This is a genomic window from Microbacterium sp. NPDC089190 (assembly GCF_040701795.1).
GTDB lineage: Bacteria > Actinomycetota > Actinomycetes > Actinomycetales > Microbacteriaceae > Microbacterium > Microbacterium galbum.
Genome location: NZ_JBFBHF010000003.1, coordinates 330,931 through 343,570, shown reverse-complemented (window position 1 = coordinate 343,570; position 12,640 = coordinate 330,931). Strand labels below are relative to the sequence as shown.

The following is a 12,640-nucleotide window of genomic DNA, read 5'->3' as shown; positions in this document are numbered from 1 at the left end:
AATCCTATTGAGGGCCGCGGGCGAAGCGGGTGGGGATGACGATGCCGCCCGCCCCCTCGCGAGGGACGGGCGGCATCGGGGGCGTCAGGGGCGCAGACCCGCCGCGACGGGCTTGAAGCCGGCGCGGATGTTCTCGCAGCATCCGGGGCGGCAGACGTCGTACCAGGGCCCGAGGTCGGTCAGGTGCGGACGGTCGGCCTTCGGTGTGCCCTTGAGTCGCTCCTCGACCAGATCCACCAGGCCGGACACGTAGGCGGGGTCGATGCCGGGGGTCGGCGTGCGCACGGCGCGGATGCCGGCCTCTTCGGCGGCCTCCATCGCCTCGGTGTCGAGGTCCCACAGCACTTCCATGTGGTCGCTGACGAAGCCGAGCGGCACGATCACCACGGCCTCCGCCCCGCGCGAGGGGAGCTCGGCGATGACGTCGTTGACGTCGGGTTCGAGCCAGGGCTGCGTGGGCGGGCCCGAGCGGGACTGGTAGACGAGCTCCCACTCGACGTCGGCGACGGCGGCGGCGACCTCGGCCATGACGAAGGCGGCGACGGCCTTGTGCTGGGCCTCGTAGGCCCCGCCCTCGCCGAAGTCCACGTCGCGCGGGCCGGAGCGCTGAGCATCGGCGGTGGGGATGGAGTGGGTGGAGAAGAGCACGCGGATCTTCTCCGGGGCGATGCCCTCGGCCACGAATGCCGACACGGCTTCGGAGACGCCCGTGACGAAGGTCGAGACGAAGCCGGGGTGGTCGAAGAACTGGCGCACCTTGTCGATGGTCACGGTCTCGCCGAGGCCGGTGGCCTCTAGGACCCGCGCGTAGTCCTCGCGGTACTGGCGGCAGCTCGAGAACGAGCTGTACGCGCTGGTCGCGATGGCCAGGAGGGTGGTGTCGCCGGCCTCGGCCGCCTCGGTCACGGCCTCTTCGAGGTACGGCGACCAGTTGCGGTTGCCCCAATACACCGGAAGCCCCAGCCCGCGCTTGGCGATCTCCGCCTCGAGGGCGGCCTTGAGCTCGCGGTTGTGCTGGTTGATCGGGCTCACTCCGCCGAAGTGGCGGTAGTGATGGGCGACCTCTTCAAGGCGCTCGTCGGGGATGCCGCGCCCGCGCGTGACGTTGCGCAGGAACGGGATCACGTCGTCCTGGCCCTCCGGTCCGCCGAAGCCGGCGAGGAGGATGCCGTCGTACGCCACGGGCGTCTCGACCCACTTGGGTCCGGATGACGCGGCGGGCGACGCGTAGAGGACGGTCTCAGGGCTGGTGTCCGTGTCGGTCGTGCTCACGCAGTCATCTTCCCATCCACCCGATGGGCCTGGACGCGAGTTATCTCGCGACTAGGCTATTACGGTTGTCGTCGTCGCCGACGGCGTCCGTCGTCACCCACGCCGGCGCGTCATCCGCGACGATCCCACCCTCATCCCCGGGAGAACGCCAGTGCCAGGAGAGAACCTGACCCGCATCGAAGCGCAGGAGCGCCGCGCGATCGTCGACACGCACGAGTACCACGTGCAGCTCGACCTGACCCGCGGAGACGAGGTGTTCTCCTCCCGCACCGCGGTGACCTTCGCCGCGACCGAGGGAGAGTCGACCTTCATCGACCTCATCGCCCGCACCGTGCATTCGGTGACGCTCAACGGTCGCTCGCTCGACCCGGCGACCGTCTTCGCCGACTCGCGCATCGCGCTCGACGGTCTCGAAGCCTCGAACGAGCTCGTCGTCGAGGCCGACTGCGAATACACGAACACGGGCGAGGGCCTGCACCGCTTCGTCGACCCCGTCGACGGCGAGGTCTACCTCTACTCGCAGTTCGAGGTGCCCGACTCGCGCCGCATGTACACGGTGTTCGAGCAGCCCGACCTGAAGGCGGAGTTCACCTTCTCGGTCACGGCGCCCGCACGCTGGAAGGTCGTCTCCAACTCCCCCACGCCCGAGCCGGTCGCCGTCTCCGACGACGCCGCCCGCTGGGACTTCCCCGCGACCCCGCGCATCTCCTCGTACATCACCGCGCTCGTCGCCGGCCCCTACGAGGCCACCTACAGCGAGCTGACGAGCGCCGACGGCCGCGTCATCCCGCTCGGGGTCTTCGCCCGCAAGAGCCTGTGGCAGTACCTGGATGCCGACTACGTCTTCGACAAGACCCGCCAGGGCTTCGCGTACTTCGAGGAGAAGTTCGGCTTCCCCTACCCCTTCGCCAAGTACGACCAGCTCTTCGTGCCCGAGTTCAACGCGGGCGCGATGGAGAACGCCGGTGCGGTCACCTTCACCGAGACCTACGTCTTCCGCTCCAAGGTTACGGATGCCGTGAAGGAGCGCCGCGTCGTCACGATCCTGCACGAGCTCGCGCACATGTGGTTCGGCGACCTCGTCACCATGAAGTGGTGGAACGACCTGTGGCTGAACGAGTCGTTCGCCGAGTGGGCGTCGACGATCGCCACCGCCGAGGCCACCGAGTGGGAGGCCGCCTGGACGACCTTCAACGCGATGGAGAAGACCTGGGCGTACCGCCAGGACCAGCTGCCCTCGACGCACCCCGTCGTCGCCGAGATCAACGATCTCGAAGACGTGCAGGTCAACTTCGACGGCATCACCTACGCCAAGGGCGGGTCGGTGCTCAAGCAACTGGCCGCCTGGGTCGGTATCGAGCAGTTCTTCGCCGGGGTCGCCGCCTACTTCCAGAAGCACCAGTGGTCCAACACCGAGGTCGGCGACCTGCTCACCGAGCTCGAGACCACGAGCGGCCGCGACCTGGGCGACTGGGCCAAGAAGTGGCTCGAGACGGCCGGCGTCAACACGCTGACCCCGCTCATCGAGGAGGGCGCCGACGGCACCATCTCGCGCTTCGCGATCGTGCAGACCGCGCCGAGCGACTACCCCACCATCCGCCCGCACCGCCTCGGCATCGGCTTCTACTCGCTGAACGACGCGGGAGCGCTCGAGCGCGTGCACCAGATCGAGCTCGACGTCGACGGCGACCGCACGGAGGTGGCCGAGCTGCGCGGCATCCGTCGTCCCGACCTCGTGCTGCTCAACGACGACGACCTCGCGTACGCGAAGATCCGTCTCGACGAGCGCTCGCTGGCCACCGCGATCGCCCACCTCAAGGACATCTCCGACCCGCTCGCCCGCTCGCTCGTGTGGGGTGCGGCCTGGGATCAGACCCGGGATGCCGAGGCCTCGGCGACCGATTACCTCGATCTGGTGCTGCAGAACATCGGCTCCGAGACCGAGTCCACCACGGTGCGCACGACCCTCGCCCAGCTGCAGCTCGCCGCGAACTCCTACGTCGCTCCGGCGACCCGCGACGCCGCGCGCGAGCGCGTGGCCGACGGGCTGTGGACGCTCGCGCAGCAGGCGGAGGCCGGGAGTGACAGCCAGCTGCAGTTCGTCACGGCGTTCGCGTCGGCGGCATCCACCCCGGCCCACGCCGAGACGGTCAAGGCCCTGCGCGACGGCGCGACGACCCTCGAGGGTCTCGAGATCGACACCGACCTGTCGTGGCAGCTGCTCGTCTCGCTCGCCGCGGCCGGCGCCGTCACCGCCGCCGACATCGACGAGGCCCGCGCCGCCGACAACACCGCCAAGGGCGGCGAGTTCGCCGCGATGGCGGAGGCGTCGCTGCCCTCGCACGAGGCGAAGCAGGAGGCCTGGGACTCGCTCATCGCGCGCTCCGACGCCCCCAACACGATCGTGCGGTCCACCGCGGCCGGGTTCACGAACCCGACCACGGTCGACGTGCTCGCCGACTTCGTCGAGCCCTACTTCGCGATGCTGCTGCCGATCTGGGAATCGCGCAGCTACCAGATCGCGCAGTACCTCATCGTGGGTCTGTACCCCGCGGCCCTCGCGAACACGGCGCTGCGCGACGCGACGCGGAAGTGGCTCTCGCAGCACGCCGACGCCGCTCCCGCGCTGCGTCGCCTGGTCGGCGAGAACCTCGCCGGTGTCGAGCGCGCGCTGGCCGTGCAGGAGCGCGACGCGCAGTAAGTCGTGCCCCCCGATGGATGCCCTCTCCCACCCCGGGAGGGGGCATCCGTCGTCTCCGGTCATCCTCGCGGCGACGCGGGATCATCCCCGCGGACGATGACCGGTCCGGGGGCCGATCCGTAGCGTCGACCGCATGATCGTTGCAGACAACCTCACCAAGCGCTACGGCGCGAAGACCGCCGTCGACGGCGTCTCGTTCACCGTCGCCCCGGGCCGGGTGACCGGCTTCCTCGGCCCCAACGGCGCGGGCAAGTCCACGACCATGCGCATGATCGTGGGACTGGACCGTCCCACCGCCGGACGGGTCACGGTCGCGGGCCAGGAGTACCGCCACCTGCGCTCGCCGCTCACCGAGGTCGGGGTGCTGCTCGACGCGAAGGCCGTGCACACCGGCCGCTCGGCCAGGAACCATCTCCGCGCTCTGGCCGCGACGCACGGCATCGGCCGCGATCGCGTCGACGAGGTCATCGAGCTCACGGGCATCGGGGCGGTCGCCGGCAAGCGCGCGGGCGGGTTCTCGCTCGGGATGGGACAGCGCCTCGGCATCGCGGCGGCCCTCCTCGGCGACCCGCACACGCTGATCCTCGACGAGCCCGTCAACGGCCTCGACCCCGAGGGCGTGCGCTGGGTGCGCCAGTTCGTGCGGCACCTGGCCGCGGAGGGTCGCACGGTGCTGCTGTCGAGCCACCTCATGAGCGAGATGGCCCAGACCGCCGACCACGTCATCGTCCTCGGGCGCGGCCGCGTCCTCGCCGACGCCCCTCTCGCCGACCTCGTGGGGGCGTGGACCACCACCACCCTCGTCGTGCGCTCGCCCCGGCTCGACGACCTCGTCACCGCGCTGCAGACCCCGGATGCCACGGTCACGGCCATCGAGCCGGGCGCGGCCCAGATCACCGGGGTCACGGCCCGGACGGTCGGCGACGTCGCCGCCGCCCGCGGCATCCCCCTGTACGAACTCAGTCCGCGCGTGGGGTCCCTCGAGGACGCCTACCTCGCCCTGACCGATGACTCGGTCGAGTACAAGACCAAGGAGATCGCATGACCACGCTCGCCGCCGGACCCCGCAGGTCCACGCACACTCCGGCTCACCGTCTGACCTTCGCCCACCTGCTGCGCAGCGAGGCCGTCAAGGTTCTCAGCCTCCGATCGACGTGGTGGTCGCTCGGAGTGACCGCGGCGATGTCCGTCGGCATGTCGCTCCTCATCGCCCTGGCCACGAGCGACACCGGCGGGGCGATGGCGCCGACCAACGTCATCCTGGCTCCCACCCAGTTCACCATGCTCGTGGCGGGGATCCTCGGCGCGATCGTCGTCACCGGCGAATACTCCACCGGCATGATCCGCTCGACCCTGACCGCCGAACCGCGTCGCGGCGCCGTGCTGCTGGCCAAGGCGATGGTCGTGGCCGCGACCATGATGGTCACCACGGTCGTGATCTACGCCGTCGCGATGGCCGTCACCGCACCGATGATGCAAGCCCCTGTCGATTGGGCGACCCCGGCGGATTCGGTCGTCCCGCTCGGCTTCGGCGTGCTGTCGATGGCGTGCTTCACCCTGATGGGCGTCGGCTTCGGCTTCCTCCTGCGCAGCGGCGCGGGGGCCATCGCGGTCACGGTGGGCGTGCTGTTCGTGCTGCCCATCGTCCTGAGCCTCTTCTCGATCGCGGGGCCGGAGTGGATGTGGATCGTCGAGTCGGCGAAGTACCTTCCCGTCAACGCGGCGGGTGCGCTGACGCAACCCGGAGCGCAGGACCTGCTCGAGCCCGCGCTCACGCTGGCGGGGTGGGTCGTCGGTCCGCTCGCGCTCGGATGGATCGCGCTGCGCACACGCGACGCCTGATCGTTCCTCCCCATCCTTCGCACCCTCCACGGATGCCTCGACGCTCAGCCGGCGCCGAGGCATCCGTCGTTAGTCTGAATCCCGATGTTCGTTCTCGCCGAAAATCCCTCCCCCAGTCCGTCTCCCACGATCACCTCGCCCTCGGACCTCGCCAACCTGGACACCTGGACATGGATCGGCGGCCGCCTGCTCGACTTCGGCGGCGTGCTCCTGCAGATCCTGGGGATCGTCGTCGGTATCGCCATCGCCGCATGGATCCTGCGCGTGGTCATCCGCCGCGTGGTCGACCGCATCGTCAACGGCGCCAAGGTCAAGGCGCGGGTCGACGACACGCAGGCCCTCGACCGATCTCCCCTGAGCGCCGTCCGCCTGGTGCAGCGAACGCGCACCCTGGGGACGATCCTGCAGAACATCGTCAACGTCGTGCTCGTGATCGTCGCCCTCGTGTGGGTCGCCGGCATCGTCGCGCCCGACGCCCTCGCATCCCTCACCCTGCTCACCGCCGCGATCGGCGCCGGCCTCGGCTTCGGCGCGCAGAACATCGTCAAAGACGTCCTCAACGGCATCTTCATCGTGGCCGAAGACCAGATCGGCATCGGCGACGTCGTCGACCTGGGCCTGGCGACGGGCATCGTGGAGTTCGTGAGCGTCCGCATCACGCACGTGCGCGACGTCAACGGCACGCTCTGGTACGTGCGCAACGGGGAGATCACGCGCATCGGCAACATGTCGCAGGGCTGGTCGCGCGTCATCATCGATCTCGCCGTGCCGGTGGATGCCGACATCGACGACGTCGAGAAGGCCATGCTCGCCGCGGCGAAGACGATGTCGAAGGAGCAGAAGTGGCGCTCGCGCATCATCGAGCAGCCAGAGATCTGGGGCCTGGAGTCCATCAGCGGTGACGCCCTCGTCATCCGCCTGGTGATGAAGACGCGCTCGAGCGCGAAGGACGACGTGGCCCGCGAGCTGCGCGCGCGCCTCAAGCGCGCCATCGATGCGATGGGGATCGCGCTGCCGCAGCTGAACTCCATCGTGCTCACCGGAGCAGAGGGCGCGCAGAGCGTGCGCGGCGCCCACCCGCCGAAGACGAAGGAGACGCCCGTCGCCGTCGTGAACGACCGTCCCCGGTGGAAGCCGCGCGGGCGTCGCATCGACGTCTCCGAGACGGTGGAGGACCACACCGAGCACGACGGCGCGCCGGCGCCGAAGACGAAGAAGACCAAGACGCTGCGCGACGACACCCCCACCTCGGTCGTGGATCTGCCCGCCGCGCCGGGCGCCGACACGCCGAAGCCGACTCCCCCGGCCGTGCGCGCCGACGAAGAGAGCACGTCATGACCGAACCCGTCAGTTTCTACGATCAGGTCGGCGGTATGGACACCTTCCGCCGACTCGTCGACGCCTTCTATCGCGGCGTCGCCTCCGACGAGGTTCTCAAGCCCATGTACCCCGAAGAGGACCTCGGCCCGGCCGCCGACCGGCTGACGCTCTTCCTCGCGCAGTACTGGGGTGGACCGACGACCTACGGCGAGACGCGCGGGCACCCGCGCCTGCGCATGCGGCACATGCCGTTCCACGTCGATCCCGACGCGCGCGACCGCTGGCTGCGACACATGCGCGCCGCCGTCGATGAGATCGCCCTGCCGCCGGCCTTCGAGGCCCCCCTGTGGGACTACCTCGAACGCGCCGCCTACGCCATGGTCAACACGTTCGAGGCGCGCGGGATCGGCCCGCAGCAGAACGGACGCCCCGATACGGGGCTGCCGGTCCGCTCAGCGGACTGACGGCCGTCCGCCCCGCCGGCCCGCGCCGCTCAGCGAGCGCGGGTGGCCTCGCCGAGCAACCGCGGGGTCGGTGCACCCCGCCCGCGGGTGCCGCTCCGCCCGTCGCCCGGGCTCAGCGGCCGAGGAAGTCGCCGAAGCCCGGGAGGTCGAGGTTCGACAGGCCCTCGCCGAACCCGCTGATCTGCTCGCCCGCTCCCGATACGGCATCCTGCGCCCCTCCGGCCCATTCGCCGATGCCCGATCCTTCCGCGAGCGAGGTGAGATCGACTCCGGATGCCAGGGCCTCCAGGTCCACTCCCTCGGCGAGTCCCGCGAAGTCGACACCGGACTGCATCGCCTGCGCGAGCAGGGGTGCGGCGACCGCGCTGACGATCGCGCCTCCGGCGACCGCGGCGAGCAGGCCGCCGGCGCCGACGACACCGGCGCCGACGAGTCCGCCCTTCCCGGCCCTCGCGAGCAGCGACGACATGCGGCCCGGTCTCGCCGCCTCCGCCCGCGCCGCGGTGCGGGCGAGGTCGTCAGGAGCGTCGGACCGGGGTTGCTCGTGCGGCGCCAGCTCGGCATTCATCCGCTCGCGCACGTGCGCGCGTTGCGCCGGGGTGAGCCGAGCGAAGGCCTCGCGGTGCATCTGCTCGACGCGGTCGGGGTCGGCCGTGCGCAGCAGGTAGTCGTAGCGCGCGATGGCGGCGCGATCGTCGGCCGAGACGGCGCCTCCGGATGCCGGGCGTCGGCCCGCCGCGGGCGGGGCGTACCGATCGGCGGGGGTGGCGGGCGGCGCCCCCGGGGTGCGCGGCCGCGAGTCGCCGGTCACGGCGTCGGCGGCCGAGCGCACCATGTCGCGCCAGTCGCGATTCCCGGAAGACGGGGACCCGCTCTTGGCGGCCGAGGCCTTGCCGGCGGCCTTCGAGGCGAGGTCGAACAGACGGGAGAATGAAACCACGGGGATACCTCTCGACGGGCGGCATGCTGCCGCGACGTCAAGGTCTCCTCCGCCCCTCGGGGCCGACGTACCCGGAATCCAACCGTGGACTCGTGATGACGGATACGCCGCGTCGGGAGTACTCCCCTTGCTGCTTCCACGGTAGGGCGGGCACCTTTGTGCTTCCTGGATGACGCTCGGCCGCCGTGCGGTCAGCTTCCGGTGGCGCGCACCGCCGTCAGCCCCGAGCGCACCGGCCCGCGCACGAGCACGTGCCCGCGGGTGAGGCTCAGCCGCGTCCACGCTCCGCTGCGGCGCACGGGCGCCTCTTCGCCGCCGGCGATGAACCCGAGCGCGAACGCCGCGAAGGCCACCCCGAGCGGCAGTCCGCCCAAAGCCTCGTCGGCCTGTCCCCACACCTGGGCCCGGATCACCCGCACCACGTCCTCGCCCGCGTCGGCCGGGAGCGCGTCGGCGACGGCGGCGACACCGTACTGGGCACGCGCGGCGAGGACGGCCGCGTCGACGGCATCCGTCTGCTCCCAGCCGCCCTGCGGCGGCGAGATGCCCGCCCATGCCGGAGAGGTCGCCGTCTCGGGCAGGACGACCGCGTTCGCGTCGTCGGGGGCCGGCAGAAGCGCGGACGCCTCGACGACGAGGTCGCATTCCAGCTCGGGGTCGATCGCCGATGCGCGCAGCCCGAGCACGGTGGGCGTCGCGTCCATCAGGCCGCGCGGCGCGAGGGGCGCGGCCGTCGTGACGAGCACTCCCCCGCGGGCGCGCAGGCGCACGGTTCCGTCGCCGAGACGGATCGTTCGACTGGAGAAGGTCAGCAGGTCGGCTGCCGCCTGCGGGTCGGGGAACAACAGGCGCGCGGACACCCGCTCTAAACTAGCAAGCGGTGCGCACCTCGCCGCACCGGAACGGGAGTCAGCGTGACCGACGCCATCGATCCCGTGGCGTCGTTGCTCGCGGTCCTCGACCTCCGCGATGCCGGCGCCCGGACGACCGAAGACATCTTCACGGGTGTGTCGCAGGCCATGCCGACCGGCCGTGTCTACGGCGGCCAGGTGCTCGCGCAGACGATCGTCGCCGCCTCGCGTACCCTCCCGGCCGCACGCACCGTGCACTCGATGCACGGGTACTTCCTCCGTCCCGGCGATCCGGCCGACGGCATCACGTTCTCGGTCGACCGGATCCACGACGGCCGGTCGTTCTCGACCCGGCGCACGCAGGCGTTCCAGTCGGGCGTTCCGATCTTCTCGATGATCGCGTCATTCCAGGACGACGACCCCGGACTCGAGCATTTCGAGCCCATGCCCGACGGAATCGCCCCGCCCGAGGACACGGCGCCCGTCGACGTCGAGACGCTGCACCCCATCAGCCGGCGGATGCTGTCGGCGAGCCCTGTCGACGTGCGTCACGTATCGTCACCGGTGTACGCCTCGGTCGAGGGGCCGCGGGTGCCGCGGCAGGCCGTGTGGATGAAGCTGCGCCGTCCCATCACCGATGACCCGGCCGTGCACCGGGCCGCCCTCGCGTACCTCAGCGATCTGACGATCCAGGAGACGATCCTGCGCGCCCACGGCGTGCCCTGGAACGCACCGGGCTTGCGCGTGGCGAGCCTCGACCACGCGATGTGGTGGCACCGTCCCGGACGCGTGGACGAGTGGCTGCTCTACGTGCAGGAGTCGCCGAACGCCCGCGGCGGTCGCGGGCTGTCGACGGGCCGCGTCTATACGCGTGACGGTGCGCTGCTGGCGAGCGTCGCGCAGGAGGTCATGGTGCGGGTCCCGCGCGAGTGACCGCGATCACGGATGCCGCCGCCCGGCGGCATCCGTCCCGCGCCATGTCGACGCACGGCGGCGTCGAGGCGCAGACCTCGTGCGTCGACCGGAGTCAGCCCTTCGCGGCTCGGCGACGGTACTCGATCGGGTCACCGACGTAGGGTCCCCACGCAGCCCGCTCGGCCGCACTCCAGCGGATGGGACGGCCGCTCGCGGTGTCGACGAGGACCACGACGGCCGTGGCGCGCGCGTAGAGCACCTGCTCGGCGTCGCCGATCGGGCTGAACACCTCGAAGCAGATGTCGGCGCTCGAGCCCCCCATCGCACCGATCCACATGCGCACGTCCAGCGGACGCTGGCTGTAGGGCACGGGACGGAGGTACTCGATCTCCTGACGAGCGATCAGCGTCGCGCGTTCTCCGCCGCTCTCGAGCACGCTCATGTCGAAGACGGCCGTCGGCAGGGCCTCACCATCGCCGTCCCCGCGCCAGAAAGCGCGCAGACGCGCCTCTTCGAGCAGCTTGAGCATCGAGGTGTTGTTGACGTGTCCGAGCGCGTCGAGGTCGCCCCAGCGCAGAGGGATCGGCACGTGAAGCCGCTCGGGCCCCGCGGTGGCGGGGCCCGAGTCGGGGAATGCTTCTGCGTCAGTCACGTGTGAGCTTGCGGTAGGTCGACCGCGACGGGTTGGCGGCATCCGCTCCGAGGCGCTCGATCTTGTTCGCCTCGTAGGCTTCGAAGTTGCCCTCGAACCAGTGCCACTGGTCGGGGTTCTCCTCGGTGCCCTCGTAGGCGAGGATGTGCGTCGCGATGCGGTCGAGGAACCACCGGTCGTGGGTGATGACGACGGCACAGCCGGGGAACTCGAGCAGGGCGTTCTCGAGCGAGCTCAGCGTCTCGACGTCGAGGTCGTTGGTCGGCTCGTCGAGGAGCAGCAGGTTCCCGCCCTCTTTCAGCGTGAGGGCGAGGTTGAGGCGGTTGCGCTCACCACCGGAGAGCACCCCGGCCTTCTTCTGCTGGTCGGGGCCCTTGAAACCGAACTTCGACACGTAGGCGCGCGAGGGGATCTCGGTCTTGCCCACGGTGATGATGTCGAGGCCGTCGGAGACGACCTCCCACAGCGTCTTCTCGGGGTCGATGTTCGCGCGCGACTGGTCGACGTAGCTGATCTTGACGGTCTCGCCGATCTTCAGCGTTCCGCCGTCGAGGGGCTCGAGGCCGACGATCGTCTTGAACAGCGTCGTCTTTCCCACACCGTTCGGACCGATCACGCCGACGATGCCGTTCGGCGGGAGGTTGAAGCTCAGGTTGCTGATGAGCGAGCGGTCTCCGAAGCTCTTCTCGAGCTTCTTCGCGTCGATGACGATGCTGCCCAGGCGCGGACCCGCGGGGATCTGGATCTCGTCGAAGTCCAACTTGCGCGTGCGCTCGGCCTCGGCGGCCATCTCCTCGTAGCGCGCCAGGCGGGCCTTCGACTTGACCTGACGACCCTTGGCGTTGGAGCGGACCCACTCGAGCTCGTCCTTCAGGCGCTTGGCCAGCTTCGCGTCCTTCTTGCCCTGGACGTCGAGGCGCTGCGCCTTTTTGTCGAGGTAGGTCGAGTAGTTGCCCTCGTAGGGGTACAGGTGACCGCGGTCGACCTCGGCGATCCACTCCGCGACGTTGTCGAGGAAGTACCGGTCGTGGGTGATGGCGATGACCGCACCCTTGTAGGCCTTGAGGTGCTGCTCGAGCCACAGCACGCTCTCGGCGTCGAGGTGGTTGGTGGGCTCGTCGAGGAGCAGCAGGTCGGGCTTCTGCAGCAGCAGTTTCGCCAGCGCGACGCGGCGACGCTCTCCACCGGAGAGCGGGACGACGCTCGCATCGGCGGGCGGGGTGCGCAGGGCGTCCATCGCCTGCTCGAGCTGCGAGTCGAGGTCCCAGCCGTCGGCGGCGTCGATCTCTTCCTGCAGCGTGCCCATCTCGGCCAGCAGCGCGTCGAAGTCGGCGTCGGGGTCGGCCATGAGGGCGGAGATCTCGTTGAAGCGGTCGAGCTTGGGCTTGATCGCCACGCCGTCCTGGATGTTCTCCAGCACGGTCTTGCTGTCGTCGAGCTCGGGCTCCTGCATCAGGATGCCGACGGTGAAGCCGGGGCTGAGGCGCGCCTCACCGTTGGAGGGCGTGTCGAGGCCGGCCATGATCTTGAGGATCGTGGACTTTCCCGCACCGTTCGGACCGACCATGCCGATCTTGGCGCCGGGGAGGAACGACATCGTGACGTCGTCGAGGATGAGTTTGTCGCCGACCGCCTTGCGGGCACGGACCATGGAGTAGATGTATTCGGCCATAACCGTTCCAG

At 70.3% G+C, this 12,640-nt stretch carries 11 protein-coding genes; 6 read left to right on the top strand and 5 right to left on the bottom strand.

Features of this window, described 5'->3' with window-relative positions; all coding sequences use genetic code 11:
- Window positions 1–84 precede the first annotated feature (84 nt).
- The gene (locus AB0230_RS11575; protein WP_363391873.1) at window positions 85–1,272 is read right to left on the bottom strand and encodes a ferrochelatase; all 1,188 of its coding nucleotides are present in this window, start codon (window positions 1,270–1,272) and stop codon (window positions 85–87) included.
- A 151-nt stretch (window positions 1,273–1,423) separates the two neighbouring features.
- Between AB0230_RS11575 and pepN the strand changes: the two genes are divergently transcribed.
- The 5 genes from pepN to AB0230_RS11550 all read left to right on the top strand — a co-directional run bounded on the left by pepN (window position 1,424) and on the right by AB0230_RS11550 (window position 7,599).
- The gene (gene pepN / locus AB0230_RS11570; RefSeq protein ID WP_366375853.1) at window positions 1,424–3,973 is read left to right on the top strand and encodes an aminopeptidase N; all 2,550 of its coding nucleotides are present in this window, start codon (window positions 1,424–1,426) and stop codon (window positions 3,971–3,973) included.
- Between the two features lie 133 nt (window positions 3,974–4,106).
- Window positions 4,107–5,018, top strand: a complete 912-nt coding sequence (locus AB0230_RS11565) for an ABC transporter ATP-binding protein (RefSeq protein WP_366375851.1) — start codon at window positions 4,107–4,109, stop codon at window positions 5,016–5,018.
- Complete coding sequence (locus AB0230_RS11560) at window positions 5,015–5,815, top strand: ABC transporter permease subunit (RefSeq protein ID WP_315995571.1); 801 nt, start codon at window positions 5,015–5,017, stop codon at window positions 5,813–5,815. Before AB0230_RS11565 ends, AB0230_RS11560 begins: the two co-directional genes overlap by 4 nt.
- Window positions 5,816–5,899: 84 nt before the next feature.
- Window positions 5,900–7,153: a mechanosensitive ion channel domain-containing protein gene (locus AB0230_RS11555; RefSeq protein ID WP_366375849.1), complete on the top strand. Its 1,254-nt coding sequence runs from the start codon at window positions 5,900–5,902 to the stop codon at window positions 7,151–7,153.
- Entirely contained in the window at window positions 7,150–7,599 is a 450-nt protein-coding gene (locus AB0230_RS11550) for a globin (RefSeq protein ID WP_315995569.1), read from the top strand. Before AB0230_RS11555 ends, AB0230_RS11550 begins: the two co-directional genes overlap by 4 nt.
- Before the next feature lie 112 nt (window positions 7,600–7,711).
- Here the strand turns inward: AB0230_RS11550 and AB0230_RS11545 are convergent, their stop codons facing one another.
- Both AB0230_RS11545 and AB0230_RS11540 read right to left on the bottom strand, forming a co-directional pair.
- Window positions 7,712–8,539 (bottom strand): cation-transporting ATPase, encoded by an 828-nt coding sequence (locus AB0230_RS11545; RefSeq protein WP_366375847.1) that lies wholly within the window; start codon window positions 8,537–8,539, stop codon window positions 7,712–7,714.
- Between the two features lie 191 nt (window positions 8,540–8,730).
- Complete coding sequence (locus AB0230_RS11540) at window positions 8,731–9,399, bottom strand: hypothetical protein (RefSeq protein WP_366375845.1); 669 nt, start codon at window positions 9,397–9,399, stop codon at window positions 8,731–8,733.
- A gap of 54 nt (window positions 9,400–9,453) precedes the next feature.
- Here AB0230_RS11540 and AB0230_RS11535 point away from each other — a divergent pair, with 54 nt between their 5' ends.
- On the top strand, window positions 9,454–10,323 hold the full coding sequence (locus AB0230_RS11535) for an acyl-CoA thioesterase II (protein ID WP_366375844.1): 870 nt from the start codon (window positions 9,454–9,456) through the stop codon (window positions 10,321–10,323).
- A 94-nt stretch (window positions 10,324–10,417) separates the two neighbouring features.
- Here AB0230_RS11535 and AB0230_RS11530 read toward each other — a convergent pair whose 3' ends face one another.
- Together AB0230_RS11530 and ettA are read right to left on the bottom strand one after the other, a co-directional pair.
- Window positions 10,418–10,957 (bottom strand): thioesterase family protein, encoded by a 540-nt coding sequence (locus AB0230_RS11530; protein WP_366375843.1) that lies wholly within the window; start codon window positions 10,955–10,957, stop codon window positions 10,418–10,420.
- Window positions 10,950–12,629 (bottom strand): energy-dependent translational throttle protein EttA, encoded by a 1,680-nt coding sequence (gene ettA / locus AB0230_RS11525; protein ID WP_315995564.1) that lies wholly within the window; start codon window positions 12,627–12,629, stop codon window positions 10,950–10,952. The genes AB0230_RS11530 and ettA overlap by 8 nt, the downstream gene beginning before the upstream one ends.
- Window positions 12,630–12,640: the final 11 nt, after the last annotated feature.

Bases quoted from the DNA above. Each gene is read 5' to 3' on its own strand.
- ettA (WP_315995564.1), bottom strand. From the start codon at position 12,629: ATGGCCGAATACATCTACTCCATGGTCCGTGCCCGCAAGGCGGTCGGC.
- AB0230_RS11555 (WP_366375849.1), top strand. From the start codon at position 5,900: ATGTTCGTTCTCGCCGAAAATCCCTCCCCCAGTCCGTCTCCCACGATC.
- AB0230_RS11550 (WP_315995569.1), top strand. From the start codon at position 7,150: ATGACCGAACCCGTCAGTTTCTACGATCAGGTCGGCGGTATGGACACC.
- AB0230_RS11565 (WP_366375851.1), top strand. From the start codon at position 4,107: ATGATCGTTGCAGACAACCTCACCAAGCGCTACGGCGCGAAGACCGCC.
- AB0230_RS11560 (WP_315995571.1), top strand. From the start codon at position 5,015: ATGACCACGCTCGCCGCCGGACCCCGCAGGTCCACGCACACTCCGGCT.